Annotated in this window: 19 protein-coding genes, 1 rRNA gene and 6 pseudogenes; 10 read left to right on the top strand and 16 right to left on the bottom strand. The window is 35.7% G+C overall.

Annotated features, from left to right (window positions below; genetic code table 11):
• Positions 1–43 precede the first annotated feature (43 nt).
• The 4 genes from MWH06_04525 to MWH06_04510 all read right to left on the bottom strand — a co-directional run bounded on the left by MWH06_04525 (position 44) and on the right by MWH06_04510 (position 3662).
• The gene (locus MWH06_04525; GenBank protein UPA54580.1) at positions 44–1252 is read right to left on the bottom strand and encodes a hypothetical protein; all 1209 of its coding nucleotides are present in this window, start codon (positions 1250–1252) and stop codon (positions 44–46) included.
• A gap of 76 nt (positions 1253–1328) precedes the next feature.
• Positions 1329–1685, bottom strand: a complete 357-nt coding sequence (gene sdhD / locus MWH06_04520) for a succinate dehydrogenase, hydrophobic membrane anchor protein (protein UPA54579.1) — start codon at positions 1683–1685, stop codon at positions 1329–1331.
• The gene (sdhC, locus tag MWH06_04515) at positions 1682–1990 is read right to left on the bottom strand and encodes a succinate dehydrogenase, cytochrome b556 subunit (GenBank protein UPA54578.1); all 309 of its coding nucleotides are present in this window, start codon (positions 1988–1990) and stop codon (positions 1682–1684) included. The genes sdhD and sdhC overlap by 4 nt, the downstream gene beginning before the upstream one ends.
• A gap of 168 nt (positions 1991–2158) precedes the next feature.
• Positions 2159–3662: ribosomal RNA gene (locus tag MWH06_04510) — 16S ribosomal RNA — on the bottom strand.
• Between the two features lie 153 nt (positions 3663–3815).
• Here MWH06_04510 and MWH06_04505 point away from each other — a divergent pair.
• Entirely contained in the window at positions 3816–4433 is a 618-nt protein-coding gene (locus MWH06_04505; protein ID UPA54577.1) for a hypothetical protein, read from the top strand.
• Positions 4434–5262: 829 nt separating this feature from the next.
• Here the strand turns inward: MWH06_04505 and MWH06_04500 are convergent.
• From MWH06_04500 to MWH06_04480, 5 genes and pseudogenes are all read right to left on the bottom strand, one after another.
• Positions 5263–5731 (bottom strand): annotated as a pseudogene (locus tag MWH06_04500) (transposase).
• A gap of 52 nt (positions 5732–5783) precedes the next feature.
• A pseudogene (locus MWH06_04495) lies at positions 5784–6598 on the bottom strand (transposase).
• Between the two features lie 470 nt (positions 6599–7068).
• Positions 7069–8217 carry a 2-octaprenyl-6-methoxyphenyl hydroxylase gene (gene ubiH / locus MWH06_04490; protein UPA54576.1) on the bottom strand — a complete coding sequence of 383 codons (1149 nt, stop codon included), beginning with the start codon at positions 8215–8217 and terminating at the stop codon, positions 7069–7071.
• 504 nt (positions 8218–8721) lie between these two features.
• Positions 8722–9732 carry an Mrp/NBP35 family ATP-binding protein gene (locus MWH06_04485; GenBank protein ID UPA54575.1) on the bottom strand — a complete coding sequence of 337 codons (1011 nt, stop codon included), beginning with the start codon at positions 9730–9732 and terminating at the stop codon, positions 8722–8724.
• A gap of 405 nt (positions 9733–10137) precedes the next feature.
• The gene (locus MWH06_04480) at positions 10138–10953 is read right to left on the bottom strand and encodes a transposase (protein UPA54574.1); all 816 of its coding nucleotides are present in this window, start codon (positions 10951–10953) and stop codon (positions 10138–10140) included.
• A 62-nt stretch (positions 10954–11015) separates the two neighbouring features.
• On the opposite strand from MWH06_04480, the pseudogene MWH06_04475 reads away from it, so the two are divergent.
• The 4 genes and pseudogenes from MWH06_04475 (at position 11016) to MWH06_04460 (ending at position 14061) form a co-directional block, all read left to right on the top strand.
• Positions 11016–11536, top strand: a pseudogene (locus MWH06_04475) (transposase family protein).
• Between the two features lie 118 nt (positions 11537–11654).
• Positions 11655–12152, top strand: coding sequence for a hypothetical protein (locus MWH06_04470; GenBank protein UPA54573.1), 498 nt, complete (start codon positions 11655–11657; stop codon positions 12150–12152).
• Positions 12153–12225: 73 nt separating this feature from the next.
• Positions 12226–13398 (top strand): 1-deoxy-D-xylulose-5-phosphate reductoisomerase, encoded by a 1173-nt coding sequence (gene dxr, locus MWH06_04465; protein UPA54572.1) that lies wholly within the window; start codon positions 12226–12228, stop codon positions 13396–13398.
• A 98-nt stretch (positions 13399–13496) separates the two neighbouring features.
• Positions 13497–14061: pseudogene (locus MWH06_04460) on the top strand (IS4 family transposase).
• Between the two features lie 41 nt (positions 14062–14102).
• On the opposite strand, the gene MWH06_04455 reads toward MWH06_04460, so the two are convergent.
• The 4 genes from MWH06_04455 to MWH06_04440 all read right to left on the bottom strand — a co-directional run bounded on the left by MWH06_04455 (position 14103) and on the right by MWH06_04440 (position 17393).
• On the bottom strand, positions 14103–15191 hold the full coding sequence (locus MWH06_04455; GenBank protein UPA54571.1) for an IS481 family transposase: 1089 nt from the start codon (positions 15189–15191) through the stop codon (positions 14103–14105).
• 61 nt (positions 15192–15252) lie between these two features.
• The gene (locus tag MWH06_04450) at positions 15253–15480 is read right to left on the bottom strand and encodes a hypothetical protein (protein ID UPA54570.1); all 228 of its coding nucleotides are present in this window, start codon (positions 15478–15480) and stop codon (positions 15253–15255) included.
• Positions 15481–15537: 57 nt separating this feature from the next.
• Positions 15538–15909 (bottom strand): hypothetical protein, encoded by a 372-nt coding sequence (locus MWH06_04445; GenBank protein UPA54569.1) that lies wholly within the window; start codon positions 15907–15909, stop codon positions 15538–15540.
• Positions 15910–15989: 80 nt separating this feature from the next.
• Complete coding sequence (locus tag MWH06_04440) at positions 15990–17393, bottom strand: nitronate monooxygenase (protein UPA54568.1); 1404 nt, start codon at positions 17391–17393, stop codon at positions 15990–15992.
• 96 nt (positions 17394–17489) lie between these two features.
• Between MWH06_04440 and MWH06_04435 the strand changes: the two are divergent.
• Positions 17490–18351 (top strand): annotated as a pseudogene (locus MWH06_04435) (DDE-type integrase/transposase/recombinase).
• 229 nt (positions 18352–18580) lie between these two features.
• On the top strand, positions 18581–19204 hold the full coding sequence (locus MWH06_04430; GenBank protein ID UPA54567.1) for an AAA family ATPase: 624 nt from the start codon (positions 18581–18583) through the stop codon (positions 19202–19204).
• Here MWH06_04430 and tsaB read toward each other — a convergent pair.
• Both tsaB and MWH06_04420 read right to left on the bottom strand, forming a co-directional pair.
• On the bottom strand, positions 19199–19795 hold the full coding sequence (tsaB, locus tag MWH06_04425; protein UPA54566.1) for a tRNA (adenosine(37)-N6)-threonylcarbamoyltransferase complex dimerization subunit type 1 TsaB: 597 nt from the start codon (positions 19793–19795) through the stop codon (positions 19199–19201). The two genes, MWH06_04430 and tsaB, sit on opposite strands and share 6 nt — an antisense overlap.
• The gene (locus tag MWH06_04420; GenBank protein ID UPA54565.1) at positions 19795–20925 is read right to left on the bottom strand and encodes a dicarboxylate/amino acid:cation symporter; all 1131 of its coding nucleotides are present in this window, start codon (positions 20923–20925) and stop codon (positions 19795–19797) included. Before MWH06_04420 ends, tsaB begins: the two co-directional genes overlap by 1 nt.
• 45 nt (positions 20926–20970) lie before the next feature.
• Here MWH06_04420 and MWH06_04415 point away from each other — a divergent pair, with 45 nt between their 5' ends.
• The 3 genes from MWH06_04415 to MWH06_04405 all read left to right on the top strand — a co-directional run bounded on the left by MWH06_04415 (position 20971) and on the right by MWH06_04405 (position 22477).
• Positions 20971–21174 carry a hypothetical protein gene (locus MWH06_04415; protein ID UPA54564.1) on the top strand — a complete coding sequence of 68 codons (204 nt, stop codon included), beginning with the start codon at positions 20971–20973 and terminating at the stop codon, positions 21172–21174.
• Between the two features lie 146 nt (positions 21175–21320).
• On the top strand, positions 21321–21581 hold the full coding sequence (locus MWH06_04410) for a transposase (protein UPA54563.1): 261 nt from the start codon (positions 21321–21323) through the stop codon (positions 21579–21581).
• A gap of 14 nt (positions 21582–21595) precedes the next feature.
• Entirely contained in the window at positions 21596–22477 is an 882-nt protein-coding gene (locus tag MWH06_04405) for an IS3 family transposase (GenBank protein ID UPA55751.1), read from the top strand.
• A 43-nt stretch (positions 22478–22520) separates the two neighbouring features.
• Here the strand turns inward: MWH06_04405 and MWH06_04400 are convergent.
• Positions 22521–23842 (bottom strand): annotated as a pseudogene (locus tag MWH06_04400) (IS110 family transposase).
• Positions 23843–24004 lie beyond the last annotated feature (162 nt).

Raw genomic sequence — 24004 nt, 5'->3', positions numbered from 1 at the left:
GGAATAGTTAATAAAGAAAGTAAATGTTGATTTAAAGTAATTGCTAATGAGAGTGATCATGTGTAGCGCCTTGCCCTTGCTGTGAATTTCTTCTATTTTGTAATTCCTCAACATGACCTTTTCTTTTATCACTTAATATTTCATTACCCTTATTTTGTTCTTCCTCAGGACTCTTTAGTATTTCATTACTCTTGCTAACTTCTTTATCATTCCCTTGTTTCTTTGGCCTTCTAGCGTTAAGCTCATCCCATGTGCCCACTATACTAAGTGGCTTATGATCCTTTTGCCCTGGCTTTAGCCTTTCTTCACCTTTAATAACATTAAAGTCACTTTTTGCTTCTTCCCAACATCCTTTCAACTGGTGTTTCCACATAGTGAAGTAAGCATCACCATACTTCTTCTTATCTGCTACAAATAATAAAATTGGAGCCTTAAGTATGGTAGCTCCCATATTTACTAAATTTTTTACTGCCATTGCAGGGGTGAACAAAAGATAGCCAAAAGACTTTGCAATTGGGTTTTGTTCGCTTATTAAATACTCCCCTAACTTTATAGGAAGAGAGGTCAACAATTTAGTACAAACTTTAGCCAAGCTTGTAGCAAAAACGATAGGAACAGATATAAGACTTTTATCTAGCTCTAGATTACCATCCTGATCTCTAATTTCTGAAAAATGGGTGCTTAGCTTCTTGTAATTACTAGTGTATAATAATTCTCCATTTCTTCCTTTTTCATCTCTATCTTTCTCATCAACTTCTCCCGTGTCATCATTGATGAAGCAACCTTTTTTAGCAAGAAAAGAAGAATTAGTTAATCTAAGTAACTTAGTATCAACCTCAAAGACCGGCAAGTGTTTTTCAAGATCTATTTTTGAAAACTTAAATGGCTTATAAAATCTACTATAATCATTAACCTCACGCCTACCTTTACTAACTAAAAAGTTAATGGTAAAATAAGACCTATCGTCCGTTTCCTTGACAAGAGTCAATTCAAAACTTGGTTTTCTTCCATCTGTGTCTGTCTTGCTATATAAAAGTTTATATATAGTCTCACCCTCGCTATTCTTAGCTTCTATAATTTTCCCAGATTTTACAATTTCATCGTAATTTTTTGGGTACCGGCATTTTCTCCCATCCTTATATACCATTACCTTTCTGAGGTCTTTGACATAAACTTGAGATTCAGGTGAAGTAAACAGATCCTTCACTTTTAGCGTAAGATCCGTTCCCCACTTTTTCAATGTCTCTAACATATTGTTAAACCAAAATCGCTATAGTTCAATGATAAAACTAGTACACTAATAATATATTAACACAGCACCGGTGATTTTACAAGAAAATATGCCTGTAAAAGAAAAAAATTGTGAAGGCAAGAACTATATAAATAATGCTTGATAAGTACTTTATGCATGTAATCGTAAAAACTCTTAGAGGTACACTGTGTATATAATCTTCACACACTACCTGCATTCCAAGAACTGCGTGCCAAAAAATGCAAAACAACAATACAACAAAAAATAAAAGCTCTAGAGGGTGATTAATAAATTTTTCACTAAAAGACAAAGAGCTACCAGTATAAAATGCGCAAGAAAATGAATAGATAAACCAAGGAAACAGGAACAGTAAAATTACCGCAGAAACACGCTGAACCCACCAATGATGTACTGAATTTCCAGATTGACTCATATAAACATAAATAAAAAAGCAATAGTAGAAAGAAGTAGCGTTACTGTCAGCAGTATAGCACTCCTTGAAACGCCAGTAATTTCTAAATTAAGCCCAACATCCCACAATAAATGACGAATACCATTAAGAAAATGATATACAAAACTTATAAAACATAAGACATAAGCTAATTTAGCAACAGGAGTGAATAATAATGCATTTAAGTACCTTACTATAAGTAACTCAGGAAAGTAAACATGTAATATGAAATACCAAGAAAGTATCATTAATAAAAGGAATAGCAAGATACCAGTCAGTCTGTGCATAATAGAGAAAAAACTAGTAACTTGTACTTTATATATTTGTAAATGTGGAGAAAGAGCCTATCACTCATAAAATTCCGTTATTGGGAAATTAAAATAAAGTAGAAGTAAAGACAGCAGTATAGCACATAACAACACCATCATTAAAAATGGTAAGTTATGTGCAAAGCCTAAGGAGGTAATCCAGCTGCAGATTCCCCTACTGCTACCTTGTTACGACTTCACCCCAGTCACCGATCCCACTTTAAATAACTCCCTCCTTGCGGTTAGGTCGTTAGCTTCGAGTGAAACCAATTCCCATGGCGTGACGGGCAGTGTGTACAAGACCCGAGAACGTATTCACCGTGGCGTGCTGATCCACGATTACTAGCGATTCCAACTTCATGCACTCGAGTTGCAGAGTACAATCCGAACTGAGATGGCTTTTAAGGGATTAGCTTAGCCTCGCGACTTTGCAGCCCATTATAGCCACCATTGTAGCACGTGTGTAGCCCACTCCATAAGGGCCATGATGACTTGACATCATCCCCACCTTCCTCCAGTTTATCACTGGCAGTTTCCTTAAAGTCCCCAGCATTACCTGATGGTAACTAAGGATGAGGGTTGCGCTCGTTGCGGGACTTAACCCAACATCTCACGACACGAGCTGACGACAGCCATGCAACACCTGTGTGAAATCCGGCCGAACCGACCCTATCCCTTCGAATAGGTATAATTTCCATGTCAAGGAGTGGTAAGGTTTTTCGCGTTGCATCGAATTAAACCACATGCTCCACCGCTTGTGCGGGTCCCCGTCAATTCCTTTGAGTTTTAATCTTGCGACCATAGTCCCCAGGCGGAATGTTTAACGCGTTAGCTATAATACAGAAAGTAAACTCCCCATATTTAACATTCATCGTTTACAGCGTGGACTACCAGGGTATCTAATCCTGTTTGCTCCCCACGCCTTCGCGCCTCAGCGTCAGATTTGAACCAGATAGACGCCTTCGCCACTGGTGTTCCTCCTAATATTTACGAATTTCACCTCTACACTAGGAATTCCTCTATCCTCTTTCAATCTCTAGACTAGCAGTTTTAAAAGTAGTTCCAAGGTTGAGCCTTGGGATTTCACTTTTAACTTACTAACCCGCCTATGCGCCCTTTACGCCCAATGATTCCGAATAACGCTAGCCCTCTCCGTATTACCGCGGCTGCTGGCACGGAGTTAGCCAGGACTTCTTCTGTGAGTACCGTCATTATCTTCCTCACTAAAAGAGCTTTACAACCCGAAGGCCTTCTTCACTCATGCGGCATGGCTGGATCAGGCTTTCGCCCATTGTCCAATATTCCCCACTGCTGCCTCCCGTAGGAGTCTGGACCGTATCTCAGTTCCAGTGTGGCTGATCATCCTCTCAGATCAGCTATAGATCATTGTCTTGGTAAGCCTTTACCTCACCAACTAACTAATCTAATATAGGCTCATCTAATAGCAATAAATTTTTCCCCCGTAGGGCGTATACGGTATTAGTTGCCGTTTCCAACAATTATTCCGTACTACTAGGTAGATTCCTATACATTACTCACCCGTCTGCCACTAAGTTATACCATAGCAAGCTACAATATAACTCCGTTCGACTTGCATGTGTTAGGCCTGCCGCCAGCGTTCATTCTGAGCCAGGATCAAACTCTCAAATTTAGACTTCAACCTATAAAAGGTTGAGGATACATCGAATAAATCCGACAAAAAATAATTTAGCTTAATACTGCTGTCTTTATTTCTACTTTAGAAATATTTTAATCTCCAACTATTCAAACAACTTTGAGAATATTATTATGTGATATAATCACTATGTCAATATGTTTTTGCAAATCAAAAGCATTAATGTATAAATATATAACTATTTGGAATATTACCATGAAAAAATACATCTTTCTGCTTGCACTCGCGCCAATGTTAGTCGGCATCACATTATACTTATTGCGCAACATTGATAACACAAAACAATCTATAACTGCAGGTGACAAATTTTACGAAGTATTATTCTTAAAAAAAGATAGTAAGCCGCTGCTAGAAGAAATAGATTCAAATTGGGGGTATTTAGCAAATTTTGAACACGCATTCAATCATATCTCAGATTCAATGCCAACAGACACAGCATCTATTATTTATAATGATTTGGCAGATGATAAAGATGCTCCTAATGTTTTGCGTGAGTTAGCACAATACTTAGAGGTAATGAGCTTACTTCACTCCAACGGTGAAAAAATAAATAAAGATAAAATTGATAATTTAGAATCAAGTGCAGTGTATCCTTATTCAAGCCAAGAAGCTATCGCTGTAGTAAAGATACATAATAACGACATTAAAGGTGCAACTGAAATATTGCATTCCCTATTAAATGACAGAAAATGCCCTATCCTAATCAAAGCTAATGCACAAGAACTACTCAGGATATATGAAAGTTAACTCATTAGACTTCTTGTATAGTTTTTGGCAACAACCGTTAGAAACGAAAAAACTTGCTTGACAAATTCCGCCAGCCCCCTTATCATGAAAGTGAAGCTAATTATTTATCTTCGCAATCTCTGCAGTGGATTAATGACAAAAAACTTAATGTATTTGGCGTAAATCATGCTTAATTTTTCGCACTATGTGCACCTCATGTCTTTATAAAACTTCTAGGTTTCTACCTATATAAGCTGAAACGCGCTTATAAAGCGTTTAAGACAGTAAAAGACGTCAAATAGACAAGGGAGAATTTGAATACTAGCTACCCTGGGGTTTCTTTGCCTTTTTTTCCGCTCAGTAAATTTCTTAACGTTTATAATTTAGGTTAGTTGCATTTAAAAGCAGCTAAATCGTAGCGTTTAGAATAAAAAACGCCAATATTTTGAAGTACATATAAATAACTAGTCACCAACGGGGCTTCTTTTGTCTTTTTTTTCGTTTGGCAAATTTCTTAATATTTGTAGCTAAACGACAACCGTCATCCCACTACGTGTTAGCGGGATCTATGCTAAGGAGATACTGCGGCGGTATGACGTAGATACCGTCTTGTCAGTCAAAAAAAAATTATAAAAATTGAACCTTAAGCTGTATTGTAAAATCACAAAATACTGCCAACAGTTTAGTGGTATAAAGATTATTATAGTTAATGTATATGTTGATAAGTAAATTCCTGCTGTCTTATATATAAAACTAATTTACTTATCAACATATCCACTAACCAACTACATTCAATAAATTCGTGTAAGATGCCATTTTATATGAGATGGCTTAGAAGCATTTTTTGATTTTAAACTCCAGTCAACCTCTTAGCCCTATAGTTTTTCTGGATCAAAAGCCTTCTTTGAGCTTAGAACACCAAAAACAATATGGAGTAACTTACGCATCGCAGCTCCCACAATGGCCATATTATGCTTGCCTTTTTCTTTTAATCTCTTGCAAAAAGTTATAATAATAGGATTGTGATTTTTAGCTACTATAGCAGGAAAATACATTGCCTTACGTAGTGTTCGTGAACCTGATTTACTTAATCTGGGCTTGGCATATACAGATGAACCTGATGTTATATTTCGTGCCAGCGTATGCTGCCAATTGCCTGGCATGTATAAAAGCCTTTATGTCAGGAATTTCCGCTAAAATAGCTATTCTCTCCTATACCTGAATAGGAGTTGAAAATCTTCCAACAATTCTTTGTGTTGTTTTAATAGTTCACGTATGGAGTTTTTTATTGTTTCTATTTTTTGCTCTATAGACCTGCTGCGAATCAAGCGATAAAAAAAAGGAAAGGAGGGTGACTAAAATCAAGGTTAACTAAAAGGCGTGCTTAAGATTTACAATACCAGCAATAATATTGAACCTCAGGTTATATTTTTTCTGAAAATTGCGATAAACATTCGACATAATCTTAAATATCTTTATCTCTCGGATCTTGTTTTCTACTCTCATTCTAAATGATGCTAATCTTCTATTATGCTCTGGAGTTAATGGCTTTTTACGATACTTTTTATATGGAATTATAACATTGCTTTGCAATTTTTGCCAACCTTGATATCCAGAATCGGCATGTTTTATGCTATCAAGTGGTAAATATTTTTCTTGTTTCCTTATGCGGAAATCACTAATTCTACCACGGTATGACTTTGACACTGATAAAATTCTTCCTCCTTCTTCGATAATAATCTCAGTTTTCATAGTGTTGGTTCTTTTTTTCCTGAATATGATTTCTTCCGTTTTTTACTATCTTCTGGTCTCTGTATTTGCTGTTCTGTAACATCAGCCAAAATCTTCAGTATTTTTTCTGGCGTCATACTTCTATCTTTTGTTATAGTCACTTTTTTGGCGAGTAATGGCTCTATTCTCTTAAGTAACCTACATACATTTGCGTTGTGTACATTGAATAGGCATCCTAAAAATCTATGTGTTATGTAAGTGCGATAGTACAAAATTACGCAAAACAACTTATCTTCCAGAGTTGGTAGTTTTGATCTTCTACCATGACACTTTTTCTGTTTTTCCCATCCAGACCTCACTTTTTCCACTACTTTTTCGAACTCCTCTATAGTTAAACCTGTTATATTACGAAAGTTTCTTGGGTGTTTTTTCATATTATAGTAACTAAAGCTCATTTTTTTTCCTTACTTGATCTGCTTATTCTTCTTCTACCTCTCTCACATCATTTTTTCAATCACCTTTTTCAGCAGGTCTTATGGTAAAAAAGCTACTTGAAATATGTTGATTTAGTTGCGGTGGTTGAACCAGCTAAGTTACCTAGTTTAGTGCCCTCTTTCAATCAAAGGTATCTTGCTGTTTTTCCCTTGTAAAAATTTAGCTTGTCTTTTGCATTGAAATAGCATTAACATGATTTGCCTTTTTTTGGATGTAGGAATTTTCTAGGAATTGTCTTCTTGAACTCTATGGTATTTCGTGTAACATTGTCTAAAGAGTCTGGGCACTGGGATGACACCGTCATAAAGGAACCAGTGTCAGCTACTTGGATGACAGGAAAATGACACCCTCCTGGTAGGCCCAAATTGCAATGTTCGTACAGTTGTGGATACCGCGGCGGTATGACTTGCATTAGCTATAAAATAGTGGTTTATCTAAATCCCATAGCATGCCGAATAAAGCGTTTTTTGAGAAAATCTGAATTTTCAACTGCAATTAAGCCAAGATTTCTTAGTGCTTTAGCGCAGAATATTCTGTTGGAGAACATCCTATTTAATCCATCAGTTGCAAGCGCCATTGTAAAATTATCAAAGTATCTGTTACGTGAAATTTTCTTTAATAAATAACTACTGCCAACATCAATACCAGATGCTTTTGCAGCAACTATGTGCTTTATAACACTTTCTACATCTCTAATTCCAAGATTAAGCCCTTGACCTGCAACTGGATGTATTGAATGTGCTGTATCGCCGATAAGCAAAACTCTACCCTTATATAACTTTTTTGCGAAAACAAAACTTAAAGGATAAAGTTTTCTTTCACCCTCTAATTTTATCTCTCCTAAATAAGAACCAAATCTTTTTTTGAGCTCTATAATAAATTCTTCTTCAGACAGATCCATTAGCATTTTTGAAATTCCAGATTTTTCTGTCCAAACTATCGAAGAAGTATAGCCACCCTTCATCGGTAGAATTGCAAATGGACCGCCAGGAAAAAAACGCTCTACAGCTAAGTTTTGGTGATGCAGTTCATGCTTTACATTAAATACTATGCTACTTTGTTTATAATCAAATTTCACTGTCGGTATAGAAAATAACTCTGGTAGTTTAGAGTTCTTGCCTTCAGCGCAGATAAGTAGCGATGATATTAATTCTTGGTTATTATCAAGAATAACTTCCACATATCCTGAATCACAAGCAATTGTTTTATAGGAATGTGGAGAGTATATATTTAGTTTATTCAAAAAATTATTGTTGATTGCATTCCATATAGTAGCATTGTTAATAACATAACCCATTGGTTCTTCACCAACCATTTTATGATTGTAATGCACAGTAACCGCATCTAATATGCATATATCAAGTATTGGCTCAGCTTCGCTTTCTATAAACTGCCAAATCCCTAATTTTTCCAATATTTTTTTCGAGCCTTGAGAAATAGCAAATGCTCGGTTGTCATCTACTACACGTGGTAGACTATTTTTTTCAATCACAGCTACAGACATAGAGTCACAACTGAGGCCAATTGCAGTAATAAGACCAAGTAACCCACCACCTGAAATGATTACATCGTAATTCATTTTATTCACGCTAATTGTAAAATTATATTTTATCTATTTTGAAAATAGTTTAAACAAACTTTGTACACTATGAGTAAAAGACTTTAAGGTTTTCCTATATACAAATTAAGTCTCTTAGAACCTGTCTTGAAAATGGCTAAGCATAGAAGTAATCATATTAGATTTCTTGCATAACCCAAACTAAGTAGAAAAAAGGCAACTCCCCTGTCATCCCAGTAGCCCTTTCTTGTCATCCCAGTGCGTGACACTGGGATCTCATTTTACTTTATAATGATGTCACGAAAGTAGCTGACTGGTTCACCTTATGACGGTGTCATCAGCCCTCTTCTTGTCATCCCAGTACTGGGATCCAGAAAACTTAACTTTAAATAAGTGGCTGCATAATAAGGACTAGATCCCAGACTGGGATGACACCCTTCTGGTAGAAAATGTTCGTACAGCTATGCGCGGTATAGATTCCGCTAACTAGTAACGGAATGACGGTTTTTCAAATTGTAGGTAAACCTAAGCCACTTTAGCTATAACATCTTTAGCAATGTCTTCATAAATCTCTGCCAAATCTTCACTTAGCATTAAAGGATTTCCACAATCAGAAGCATGACATATTTGTGGATCCAGAGGAATCCTGCCTAGGAGTTTGATGCCCAGCTCCTCAGACATTTTTTTTGCGCCGTCTTTTCCAAATATGTATATTTCTAAGTCATTTTGAATGAAATAACTCATATTTTCCACAATTCCAATAACCGGTACGCTGAGCTTTTTAAGCATATCATAAATTTTGCGAGCATCGATTAAAGAGAGCTCCTGTGGAGTTGAAACTATTATCGCCCCGGTTAAGTTAAAATTTTCCATAAGACTTAAATGCACATCGCCAGTTCCAGGTGGTGTATCAACTATCAAATACTCCATATCGGACCATTTTGTTCCCATGAGCAGATTATAAAGTGCTTTTGTGATCATAGGGCCACGCCATATTGCTGCACGATCTTTATCAACAAAATAGCCGACTGAAATAGTATGCAGGCCATACTTTTCTATAGGCATTGCTTTCCCATCCCGTATCTCTGGCTTTAATTTTTCAGCACCAAGCATTTTAGGAATTGAAGGCCCATATATATCTGCATCAACCAGCGCAACTTTATGTTTCAACTTTGCTAATGAGAGAGCAAGATTTAGCGCAACTGTGGACTTGCCCACACCGCCTTTACCAGAGGCCACAACGATTATATTTTTCACTCCTTCGATATGTAATTTAGCTTTTTGTTGCCCAGTTTGTTTTTGACAAGTAGCAACCACGATCACTTTTGTCACCCCTGGTATAGCTTTAACAGCTTGCTCACAATTTCTTCTTAATTCTTCGTTTGCTTGCGTGTTACCGGCAACTTCAAGCGCAAAACCAATGTCCCCGCCTTTAACAATGATTGAGGATATTATGCCAAGAGCGATCACATCTTTACCGCTTTTTTGCTCTATGACTTTTTTTAAGTTCTCTCTTACAATTTCTTCGTTGATCATTAGACCTCTTACATAGCAGATCCCAGTGCGGAACATTTGTTTCGGAAACAGTATGTAAATGTTATAGCAGGTTTTGCCTAGAACACAAGCCAAGTACTGGTTCACTTTATGACAGTGTCATGAAAGTAACCTCTTTCTTGTCATCCAAGTAGCCCCTTCTCCTGTCATCCGAGTAGCTTGACACTGGTTTACTTTATGTAGCTGACATTGGGATCCAGAAGACTTAATTTCAACCAAATAATAAAGGCTAGATCCCAGTGTCACGCTACTCGGATGACAAAAAAAGGAGCACTGGCTGTAGCCCTACGTCATACCGCGATTCATTCGCGGTATCTCTTAACATAAGACCTGCTGCGAATCAAGCGATAAAAAAAAGGAAAGGAGGGTGACTAAAATCAAGGTTAACTAAAAGGCGTGCTTAAGATTTACAATACCAGCAATAATATTGAACCTCAGGTTATATTTTTTCTGAAAATTGCGATAAACATTCGACATAATCTTAAATATCTTTATCTCTCGGATCTTGTTTTCTACTCTCATTCTAAATGATGCTAATCTTCTATTATGCTCTGGAGTTAATGGCTTTTTACGATACTTTTTATATGGAATTATAACATTGCTTTGCAATTTTTGCCAACCTTGATATCCAGAATCGGCATGTTTTATGCTATCAAGTGGTAAATATTTTTCTTGTTTCCTTATGCGGAAATCACTAATTCTACCACGGTATGACTTTGACACTGATAAAATTCTTCCTCCTTCTTCGATAATAATCTCAGTTTTCATAGTGTTGGTTCTTTTTTTTCCTGAATATGATTTCTTCCGTTTTTTACTATCTTCTGGTCTCTGTATTTGCTGTTCTGTAACATCAGCCAAAATCTTCAGTATTTTTTCTGGCGTCATACTTCTATCTTTTGTTATAGTCACTTTTTTGGCGAGTAATGGCTCTATTCTCTTAAGTAACCTACATACATTTGCGTTGTGTACATTGAATAGGCATCCTAAAAATCTATGTGTTATGTAAGTGCGATAGTACAAAATTACGCAAAACAACTTATCTTCCAGAGTTGGTAGTTTTGATCTTCTACCATGACACTTTTTCTGTTTTTCGCATCCAGACCTCACTTTTTCCACTACTTTTTCGAACTCCTCTATAGTTAAACCTGTTATATTACGAAAGTTTCTTGGGTATTTTTTCATATTATAGTAACTAAAGCTCATTTTTTTCCTTACTTGATCTGCTTATTCTTCTTCTACCTCTCTCACATCATTTTTTCAATCACCTTTCTCAGCAGGTCTATAGAAGTATGACGCCAGAAAAAATACTGAAGATTTTGGCTGATGTTACAGAACAGCAAATACAGAGACCAGAAGATAGTAAAAAACGGAAGAAATCATATTCAGGAAAAAAAGAACCAACACTATGAAAACTGAGATTATTATCGAAGAAGGAGGAAGAATTTTATCAGTGTCAAAGTCATACCGTGGTAGAATTAGTGATTTTCGCATAAGGAAACAAGAAAAATATTTACCACTTGATAGCATAAAACATGCCGATTCTGGATATCAAGGTTGGCAAAAATTGCAAAGCAATGTTATAATTCCATATAAAAAGTATCGTAAAAAGCCATTAACTCCAGAGCATAATAGAAGATTAGCATCATTTAGAATGAGAGTAGAAAACAAGATCCGAGAGATAAAGATATTTAAGATTATGTCGAATGTTTATCGCAATTTTCAGAAAAAATATAACCTGAGGTTCAATATTATTGCTGGTATTGTAAATCTTAAGCACGCCTTTTAGTTAACCTTGATTTTAGTCACCCTCCTTTCCTTTTTTTATCGCTTGATTCGCAGCAGGTCTATTGATATTTTGCAATATTTGTGATAAAATAATAGCTTAAGGTTGAGAGTAAAAATTTATGAGTGAAGCTCAAGGTCCAAATATTGCAGAATGGCAAGCGCAGCAGCAACACCAAGAAGCCGCTGATGAGAAAAGTGGTTTTGGTCTTGGTCATAGTGACTCTGTTTCAACAGTCGTGGATGGAATGAAATGGTTGTTCAACTTTCATGAAGGGGCGATTGCTGCTTATAGTAACGTGTTTGAAAGTTTGGTGAGTGGCAGTAGTCTAGTAACACTGTTTGGAAAATCAGGTAATATGCTTGGCATAAAATTTCTTGAAAGCCTTGGAGAACATTTTTCAGGTGGAGGTGGGGAAGATATGCCATCAGAAGGAATGGATATGGCTCATGGTGATGATGGACATCACTCAGATGATTACCCTCATGCCAATAACGAAATAGCTCATAATGCTGATGGTTTGCAAGACATGCATGATGCAGGTGATCACCATGGTCAATCTTTTTCACCTGGTCCTTCACCATCTGTTGGCGATGACCACGGACATGAACTTGGTTAAACGCTTAAAAACTGCTGAATAGTATGCGAGAAGACCTAATAAGAAAAATTGCTATTGTTATGAGTTTGTCTTAGTGAAAAAGGTTTCAGTTTTAGGATCAACAGGAAGTGTTGGAAAAAAGACTGTAGATTTGCTCTCAAGGAGAAAAGAAGAATACCAAGTGGAAGCACTAAGTGCCCATTCAGATTTTGCTCTACTGGCACACCAAGCAAAACTGCTGAATGCAAAATACGTTGCTATCTTCGATGAAAGGTTTTACAAAGATTTAAGAGAAAACCTACTTGGTACAGATGTAAAAATAGCAATTGGCGCTGAAGGTCTAGTAAATGTTGCTTCCCTACCCGTTGATCTCTCAGTTATTGCAATAGTTGGTATTGCAGGCCTTGGGCCAGCTATAGAAGTCATAGAAAGTGGCACTAAAGTCATTGCACTAGCGAACAAAGAAAGCATTGTTTGCGGTGGAAAGTTATTACTCAAAAAAGCTAAAGAAAAAAACGTACAAATAATCCCTATCGACTCTGAACACAACGCAATTTTTCAAGTTTTGCAAAATGACGACAAATGCGTAGAAAAGATCATACTTACTGCTTCTGGTGGACCATTCTTAAACTATAGTTCTGAGCAATTAAGAAATGTCATGGTAGATCAGGCGCTTAGTCACCCCACTTGGAATATGGGAAAGAAAATCTCGATTGATAGTGCAACAATGATGAATAAGGCACTAGAGATAATAGAAGCACATAACTTGTTTAACATCAGCCCGGATAAAATTGAAGCAATAGTGCATCCTGAGTCAATAGTACATGGAATTGTAACTTATAAGGATGGGTTCAACTTTGCTGTGCTTGCAGAAACTGACATGGCAATTCCTATTTCATATGCTTTGTCTTGGCCGGAAAGATCAGCTTTAAATCGTAAATTAGATTTAACAAAGCAAGAAAAATTGACCTTTCAAGAACCAGACCATAAGCGTTTTCCTGCGCTAAAGCTTAGCATGGCAGTGTTAAACTCTTCTGCTCCACAAACAAACAGTATTGTGCTCAATGCTGCAAATGAAATAGCTGTTAATGAATTTTTGAAGTCACGAATTGGCTTTTTAAAAATAGTAGAGATAGTGGAATCAACAATGGAAAGTTTTGATAGTTACACTGATATTAATTCACTATCTAATATAATAAATATTGATTGTGAAAGTCGTATTATTGCTAATAAAATCGTTGAAAGTAAAGTTATTGCGTATAGCTAGAGTAATGTAACCAGACTGCATTCTGTGATTTTAGCAAAACACGATCTTTCATTTGAGCTTTCTTCAATTTAAAATAAATACAGAAACTAGCTATCTTCAAAAATTATGATTTGGGAGTAGATTTTATTTTTCGCTTGCAAAAAAGAAATTATAGCAAGCTATGGGAACAAATTTTATCTGGAGAATTAGATTTTGATTTTATATTAGAAAATGAAAAGCTAAAAAATAAAATGAAAGGACAGAAAGTAAGAGTTATAGTGCTGACATTAGCTAACGGAGAAACAGAGCTTTTTATCGAGACTTTGGAAGATATCAGTAAAGCTTATGTATTAAGGTGGCACATAGAGGAAACGACTCAAAGTAGGAGCAGAGTTAGAGAATTTTTCTGGAGAGGCTGTATTACAAGAATTTTGGGCAAACTTGGTCATGTGCAATATATTATCGCTTCATATGTGATGCATAAGGGCCTTCCCAGATCAAATTGCTGAGAAATTTTTCAGTTTTATTTGGTGTGATGAGGCAATCAAGTGCTTGTTGCACCAAAAAACTTTCAAGCCCTTTTTAAGTATACGCACTAAAGTTAAGATCCGACCGGGAAGATTGTATAGCTGCGATAAAGTAGATAAGCCTAAACGCCATCATGTCTTTAGGAGAGTTTGCTAATGAAGGTTGTAAAAGATAAGACTTAATCTGACAGACAAGAATTAACTGACAGAAGAATTGAGGTAGTTAAAACTAATATCAGTCTCTTGTTTAATGCTACTAATATTTTTCTGAAAAGCAATATGTTTGCTATCAAGAAAAGTCTGCATAGGTGTTTTTCCATAGCAGTACTTACCAGAGTGAGGTCTTGTATCATTATAAGAATGCAACCAACAATCAACATCAATCTGTAGATCTTCCAAAGAATTGTAGATTTTCTTTCTAAAGATAATATTGTAACACTCATCTTGCATAGTTCTATGAAATCTTTCACATATGCCATTAGTTTGTGGAGAGTTGGCTTTGGTTCTAGAATGGTCGATATTTTCGATTCCCAAATATAGCTGATAAGCGTGATTTTCTGGCTTGCCACAATATTCCGTACCCCTATCAGTTAGAATGCGTAATAATGGAATTTTCTGCTCATCAAAAAATGGAATAACCCTATCATTGAGAAGATCTTCAGCTGTAATAGCTGTTCTGTCCGTGTAAAGTTTAACCATTGCAACCCTGGAATAAGTGTCAACAAAAGTCTGCTGATAAATTCGCCCTATACCTTTGATATTGCCCACATAATAGGTATCTTGAGAACCCAAATAACCTGGATGTTGCGTCTCAATTTCACCATGAGCTTCCTTTTGTTCTTTCATTTTTTCTAAAGCTGCAAGTTGTTCTTCAGTTAAAATGATTCCGTCTTGAGCTACTTTTGTCTCTAGTGCTTTAAGTCTCTTTTTGAGAGTTTCAAGGTCATTTCTTAGCCATACAGACCTTACTCCTCCCTGAGAAATTATTATACCTCTTTTTCTCAGTTCATTTGCAGCTCTTTCTTGCCCATATGCTGGAAATTCTGTTGCTATACCAATCACTGTTCTTTCTATATTATCGGAAACTCTGTTCGCTAATAGCGGTTTTTTCTTACTTATTTCATGTAATGCTCCCTCTCCTCCATTTTCATATAACTCCTTAAATCGATAAAATGTATCTCTTGAGTATCCCATCACTTTACATGCTTGAGATACATTTCCTAGTTGTTTTGCTAGTTCTAATAACCCTAGCTTTGGTTTTAGTATTTTTGTTTGTATTGTACTCATTTCTAACACTCCTTTCTTTTATTATTTTATAACTTACTTTTTTAAAGTGTCAGATCAAGTCTTATTTAATACAGATAACTAAACCCCACACTGGTAAGACTGGGTAGACAGCGCAAGCTATCAAAGCTGCTAAAGAAATAGCGCTAACCGCAAATTCTATATTTCTGAATGTTTTAAGTTTATTATCGAGATAATCTATTTTTTCTTCTTTTCTAGCCGCTTTTCTGCTGCTGTTATACCAAAAACACATACCAGCATGGAAAGCAACACACACAACTGCAGCTACCATACCTAAAGCTAATAGCTTTCTACTGTCTTCTGAGTCTTTTTTCTTATTTTCTCTGCTTTAATGGCTACCACTACTGAAACCAGAGTTATTTATAACTGTAGTATTACCACCAAACAGGCTGCGAAGTAATAAATAATCCCAAAAATCTAAACCTTTATCATTGTGTACATGTACGTGTGTAACCTGAGGGCCTGTAGGTTGCCTGTTATCCCCTGCGTTATATTGATTATTTCTGCTTTCTGTATTGCGTCTATTAGTTGAGTTTAGATGTGTATGCTCTTTATACGCCTCTGCAAATGTATCCTCGTCCCAAGTTAAATTCCGTGTATTGTTAAAATACCGCAAAAACTCTTTAACATCACTGTTACCACCTAATTTCTTTATATAGGCTAACGCATACCTTTTTAAAACACTATCACTTGCTACCATAAATACCCTCTTAAGTTAAGACTAAATTAATAAATACTTATTATAATAAAGTAACGTCTTCTTTTCAAATCAATCATAACTTAATACCCAGTTAATATCCTTTCCACCAGCTCTTTTACTGTCGGCACGTAGCCATCCCCATAAAATGGATCTTGTTTAAACTTGTATACATTGTGACCGGAAAACATGAGTTCGTTTTCAATATCGCCGTCATGTATAATGTCTTGCAGTGTTTTTTGTATACAAAAACTTCGTGGATCTGGCTTTCGTCCCGTTGAATGGTCGCCGTGATCCTTCCAATTGCTAAACAAACAATGACTTAAGCATCCCATACAATTGATTTGATCTTGTCTTATCTCTGCAAACTTGCCTGGCGTCACAAAAATAACAGTTGTATCTGGAGTTTTCATTACTTCTGTATACCCTGCTTTAGTCCATGTATTTGCCAGCTCTTTGTCTTTTGCAGTAAGGTAAATCTTTCTACCTCTGCTACCCATTGCAAATTCACTACTAAATTCTTCGCTGGCATTTTCTGAAAACTTTATTTGACATGAATTCCGTTCCTGCAACTCACGTATGAAGTTATTTTTTACTGCAGATGAGTAAAACCCTGTTGGACTGAATTTATTTAAAAATACATCACCTTCTTCTAAAGTGAGTAGCTTCTTTTTCCACTCTGCAGAAATTGGGCTTTCTTTCGTCAAAAGTGGACGAGTGCCAAACTGAAAAGCTATAGGGCCAATTTGCAAATTGTCAAACCAATGTTCCCAATCTTTCAAATGCCACACTCCTCCTGCCATAACAATTGGTGTTTCTGAAAGACCGATCTCGTTCATGAAAGACCTAAGCTCTGCAACTCTTTCAAATGGAGCCTGTGGTAGCTCTGGGTCTTCACTGTTACTGAGTCCATTGTGCCCTCCAGCAAGCCATGGATCTTCATACACTACTCCACCAAGCAAATAGGAAGATATTCTTTGGTAAGTACGCTTCCATAATGCTTTAAAAGCACGCACCGATGAGACAATAGGGTAATAATAAACCTGATATTTAGCTGCAATTTCTCCAAGCCTATAAGGCATACCAGCACCGCAGGTAATACCATGAACTAAGCCTTTTACTTTTTCTAATATGCCATGAAGCACGCGTTCTGCTGCTCCCATCTCCCAAAGCACATTCATATGTATTCTTCCATGACCTTTTGATATTTCATTCGCTATTTTTGCCTGACTGATTCCCGCTTTAATACTATACTCAATCAATTCACTGTGTTTTTCATTTCTTGTTTTGCCTTTGTAAATCAGTGGCACTAACTCACCATTATCATCAATAAGCTTAGCATTTGCACCAGAAAACGTACCCACAGCATCTGCTGCAGCAAATGCTCCACTTGACCTTCCATCACTGATTGCGATGCCTTTGCCGCCCTCGATGATTGGCCACACTTCTTTTCCTGAAATTACTATCTTTTTTATCCTATTTTTCAAAGCTTCCTCGTAATCTTTTATTCTATTCTACTTAATTACTAAAAAAATAATAGCTGTTTATTTTTTCTTAGATGTACAGTCCCAGAGTGTGATGGTATGATAAAATGTAAGAAAAAAATACCATCGAAGGAGGAATTATGGTTACATGGGTGCGCCCGGACAACAGCGTAGAGCAATACAAAATAGTATAGCAAAGCTTTCCAAACCTTAATCCAAAAACTATTGTCAAATGGAGAAAACGCTCATTTACTAAAGACGCTCAAAACATCCAAGATCAACTGTTCTAACTTTAGAAGAAGATCGCATTTCGGAAGCATACACTTCTACCATTAGATGATTGCCTTGCAGTCTACAATTCCGCACTTCTAGCCTGCATCGCTGTTATAACATTAGCAAACTGCCAGATGTTGATTAAACCAAAAAAGAAATTTAAGAAATATCCTATAGCATATTGATATTGCAGAAGTCAGAACAGAGGGGGGAAAACTATATCTATTTGTTGCTATAGATCAAATTCACCTATGTTGAGTTACATAAACGTGCTACAAAACCCATAGCTGCTGAGTTTTTACGTAATTTGATTAAAATTCTACCGCACACTGTTTTGACAGATAACGGTATACAATTTACCAACCAGAAACGCCATAAATACGCTTTCCAACACATATTTGATAGAGTTTGTGAAGAACATAATATTGAACATCGTCTAACAAAAATCTTGGGCAAGTTGAACGAAACTTTAAAAAATACTACTACCAATCACATCAGCAACTCACAAAGCATCTTTATATGGCCTACAATTATGCAAAGAGACTCAAAACTCTTAATGGTCTTACTCCTTTTGAATTTATATGTTCTCAGTGCTCCTGAATTGTTTATACTAAATCCTTACCATCACACTCTGGGACTGTACATCTTAGAATCTTCTGAAGATTTATACACGAAAAAAGGCTTGTAGTAAACTAATAAGTCTATTCCACTCTGTCTTGCTCTCTGAATACCAAACACTTTTGTGTTGTAGCTTGCTTAAAAATAGTTATCGTTATTATAGAGTTTATATACAGAATTTACGTTTCTAAATTACATAATATCTTAACTATAAAAATAATTTTCTATACAATATTTCATATGTTTTAAAGCTTTATTTTTATGTTATTATAAATGTAAGTTTCAAGATTGAAAATAATATGGTAAGTATTAACACAAAAAAACAGCCAGCAGGATTCTTCATATATCTCTCTGGTCTTTCAGGAAGTGGTAAACTTTCCACAGCAATAGAATTGTCCAATATGATAGACGCATTAATTGTAAATAGTAAGTTCTATAACAATGTTCAAATTTGCTCTATATACAATAGTGTCTTTGAACGTGATCAAATACCTAAAGAAGTTCAAGATAGAATATATGGCATTATGCAAATTATGCTTCAGGTAATAGAAAATTATCCGATTCACTCAAAAAATTACATATTTATTGATGGGCTGATGGAAAATAATGACCAGAACATGAGGATGTATGATTCAATAGTAAGGCTTAGTAAAAAAATGAACACAGAAATCCTTCCTGTGGTACTTAGGTGTGATCTACCGACATTACAAAAGCGTATTGCATTAAAAAGGCAAAGAAAAAATAGGAAGGTGACTAATGTAAATAGCATGATAGAGCAATTTAGGATTAACAATTTATTTATACCACCGAGTGCCATAGAGATAGAAAATTCAGATATGAGTATAAAAGAAGTAGCTCAAGAGATAGTAAACCAGATGCACAGGCTTAGCTACATTGCGTGTACGCGAAAGAATAGTCTATAATGATTTCATATACTGAGGCTCATTTAAATATAGAGCTTCAACTTCTTTTAATTTTTGCTTATTCTTCAGTCTATAATGAACTAATAGTCCTGCATGGCTAGCATTTAAATTGTAGTCCATATATGTAATGTCTGCTCCCAGACACTGGGATTCAACATCGTAATGCGCTGTAGATGGATCTGATAATGGCAATAAATTGAAATCAAATAACTGCGTATAAAACCCTTGAGCATTTTTGATTATAGCTCTGATATTTTTTTTGCTATTTGTACAAAGCAAAGATATTGCATAGGCTTGAACTTCCAGCGCACTAACTCCGTATAATGGCTTATTTGTAGCAAGATTTATACCTTGTGCTGCTGATATACCAACTCTAATTCCAGTGAAACTTCCTGGTCCAACTACTACCACCAAATGATCTATTTTATCATAATTATAATTGTATTTATCAAACAAAGTATTCAGAATTTGAAAAAATGATTCTGCATGATTGTTGCCGGCGGAATTGCGCTCTATAAAACAATTACCATCATAATCAACGATTGCTATTGAATTACCAGTGCCTACAGTATCAATTGCTAAAATAGACATTACTTAAGCTTATCATAGAGTTTTGCAAACATCATAGTAAAGGCACCATTACCTATAACATTTGCTGAAGTGATTATTGGATCAAACACTATATACAAGGCTGTGATTAACGAAAGCATTTCTGGAGAAAATTTGAGGTATTTCTCAAGAATAGGTAGCATTACCATAATTCCTCCTGCCGGCACTGCAACGATAGCAAACTTAAATAACAAAAAATAGAGAAGAAAAGTTACATAGTCCGTTGTGGACAATAAATAACCAGAAGTAATTACCATTGATAATATTATAACAAAAAAGCAATCACCTACTAAATGGAAGCTAGCAGTTATTGGTATAACAGACGATGCTATATCAGGTTGCTTTACATTTTTTTTGCTTCCTTCAAGAGTAAGCGGCATAGTTGCATTACTAGACATTGTGCTCATTGCAGTAATAAATGCCGGTATCATATTGCCTATACTAGCTATCCAGCTTGTGATCTTGAATGAATTTGCTGCTCCATATAAGAGGAAAACATAAAGGTAGGTTGCAGATGCTATAATAATGAAAATTATTGAGTAATCCTTAAATATTATAGATAAAACTTGATCATGTTGCATTTTTAAAGCAAGCCCAAGTACAAACATTGGAATAATCGGCGTCAAAAACGTCTTCAAAATAAAGAGAGTTAAATCTAACATTTTGTTCGAAAGCTCTTTGCTTTTCTTAGGTAGCAGTATAGACACTACTATGCTGGACACAAATCCACAAGCAAGAGCATGCAAGTTAGAAAGGAGTAGCGGAAGCCTAAACGACCATAAAGGAACAATTGTTTCTTCATACGTTATATCTTGTATTGAATAAGTGTTTTGTATGATAAAATGCCCAACAGAATAAGCTATTAAACTTGAAGCCAGATTCGATAAGAAGATCATTATAATAAGTAACAATATAAACTTTATAGCTGACTGCTTAAGATTGTTAACACTGCTAAAGATTAACGCAAAAATAATAAAAGGCATTATAAATAGCAAAACCTCTTTTATACTCAGGCTCGTTGAGTACAAGAAGGTTTTTGCTTCCATTGGAACTAAATGACCAAAGAATGCAACTGAAGTGATGACCGTGAGTAAGATTAATAGTTGTAGCACGTTCTTATATACCAATGTCCTATGGACATATATATGGTAAGTTAGTTGTTAAGTAAAGCAAAACTGCCTATTGCTACGAAACATTATGAAAGACAAGCAGCTTTTGTTACTCCCGCGCGTACTGCACGAATATTATCTATTAGATCCCAGTGCCTTGACTACTTCGATCCAGGAAATTTGATTATGCACTATACAACATTCTCGATCAAAAAACTGATTCCAGTGTCAGCTACTCCTAAGATGTATTAAATAAGACTTGATCTGACACTTTAAAAAAGTAAGTTATAAAATAATAAAAGAAAGGAGTGTTAGAAATGAGTGACCTTACCCAGGAAAAGTGGAGAGAAAGTTGAGACGTTTTTATAGTAAAAAATGTTTTCATAAAGAGGTGCAATATGACAAATGGAAGAGAGTATACAGCAGAGTTCAAAGAAGAAGCTGTAAAACTTTTCAGAGAAAGGGGAGAAACAATTTCACAAATAGCAAGGGATCTAGGTATAAATCCCGGTATATTAGGTAAGTGGATAAAGAAGTATAACGAGAAAAAGTCAGCAGTAAATGCATTTCCGGGCAGGGGTAACGTAGCGCCTTATGATAAAGAGAGATTTGACTTAAAGAGAGAGTTAGCAAGAGTAACAAGGGAAAGAGACATTTAAAAAAAAGCCCTGGGATATTTTGCCAGTCAAAAAGAGTAAAATATCTTTTTATAAAAGAGCATAGCAATTGCTATAAAGTACAAGAATTATGTAGAATTTCTGGTGTATCTGCTAGTGGTTATTACAAATGGCTTGCTAAAAAAATAAGCAATAGGGAATTGACAAAAAAAGATCTATTAGCAGATATTCAAAAAATACATCAAGTTTCTAAATGCAGATATGGTGCCCCTAAAATTCATGCTGAATTGAAAGCTTTAGGTAAAAATTACAACATCAAAACAGTGCAAAATGTTATGAAAGAAAATGGCATTAAGGCTATACTTAAAAGAAAATTTAAAACCAAGAAACGGCAAACTGACAATAGAGTCATAGTTCCCAATATATTAGATCAAAATTTTATTACCGATCAACCAAATAAAGTGTGGGTGACTGATATTACTTATATAAGAACCAAGAAAGGATGGCTATATTTGGCAGTAGTAATCGATCTATATTCACGTATGGTAGTTGGCTGGTCGATGAGTAGCTCAATAAATAAACAGTTGGTTATTGACTCTTTGTTAATGGCCATTTACAAGCGTAACCATCCCAAGAATCTACTATTACATAGCGATCAAGGTTCACAATATACTTCAAAAAATTACCAAAATCTACTAGCTATAAAGAACATAGTTCCTAGCATGAGTCACAAAGGCTATTGTTACGACAATTCCGTTGTAGAAAGTTTCTTTAGTTCTCTGAAAAGAGAGTTATTAATAAATACTGCTAAGTACTCCAAACAGTCTATTAAAACTGCTATATTTGAATATATAGAAATTTTTTATAACAAACAACGCAGACATTCTACTATTAACTATTGCATCCCTGAGCTTTTTGATTCATCATTCTCTTTGTAAAAACATTCCCAACTTTCTCTCCACTTTTCCTGGGTAAGGTCACTCACTCAACTAACTCTTCTTGTTGAACTAATATGTAGCCAAATTCGCTCGCTTTTTTGATCAAATTTTTTACAGTTCTATCTTTATAGCGTGTTTCATAGTATTCCATTCCTTTTTCTACATATTCCTGTCCGTATTTGAGCATACTATAAAATATGCATGCCATTTTTCTTGCAGTAGCTGTTATTGCTTTTGGTGCTCCTAGTCGTTTTTTCAATCTTCTGTAGTATGCACCCAACGCACTTTTACTATTTCCTACAGAATGAGCAGCTATTCGCAAAGCATTTGCAGCACGGTTAATGACTTTACGTGTTCTTGTGTTAAACACTTTTTCCCCTGTAACTTTATTAGCAGGACTGAGTCCCAACCACGATGAAAAGTGCTTTTCTGTTGGCCATTTACTATGGTTTATACCAACTTCTGAAATTATGGTTTGTATACTTAATACATCAAATCCAGGAATTTTAGTGAAATCCATACCAGTTATTCGGTGCAGTTCCTCATACAAAGCAAAGCTTGGCTTACTTTTGCTATTTTTATTCTTTTGCTTACTTAGCTGTTTGCTTTCACAAGACTTTGTTTCAAACGTTTTATAATAGGCTTCAATATTTCTATCACATTCTGCTATTTTTTCTTGATAAATATTATATAGTTCAAATTCTTGCTTTAGCGTGAATAAGTGTTCCTCTCTATAGTCACCAGCTAACGCTTTTGCAATAGTAGACTGATCATTTTTCATTCGCACGTCCCTGAATTCTGCCAATTTTTCAGAATCTCTTTCGCCTTCAATTATAGTTTCAATGATTTTCATACCAGTTATCCCAGTAATATGACTAATAACCTTGTGTAATTGTATATTCATTTGAATTAATGCCTTCTGCATACGCAGAATATGTGTAGATGCACTTTCAGTGAGATTTTTGCGTTGCCGCACGTAACTGCGCAATACACACATCTGATTATCTGGCCTAAACGACCCATGAAGCAGTCCGTAGCTATGCAGTTGTTGGAGCCATTGGCAATCTTGAACGTCAGACTTCCTACCAGGTACATTCTTTACATGCCGTGCATTTTACCTCGAATTTGTATGACTCAAGTATTTGAAATAAAGGAATCCAATATACTCCTGTTGATTCCATAGCTACTGTTGTAACTTTACACTTTTTCAACCACTGTGCTAAGTTATGAAGGTCTTCAGTAAAGCAGCCAAATTTCTGAACGCGTTCTTCCTTCAGGTACACACACATAGTGTACAGCTGAACCAATGTCTATTCCTGCTGCATTAGGATTCACTATTTCTAATTTACTTTTTGCTTTTTTCATGGTAACCCCTACATATAATTTGTAATAGGGAAACGCTTCAGCTTGGAACGGTTGATAGTACAATCTCCTAACCGAGGTAGTCTAAATGACTCCATCAATGATTTGACCGTTCCTTCCAAAACCATGCTTGCATACGGGCACTTAGGCACCATTGAAAATGTC

The sequence above is a fragment of the Wolbachia pipientis genome (assembly GCA_023052945.1).
Taxonomy (GTDB): domain Bacteria; phylum Pseudomonadota; class Alphaproteobacteria; order Rickettsiales; family Anaplasmataceae; genus Wolbachia.
This window is presented reverse-complemented; position numbering and strand designations above follow the sequence as displayed.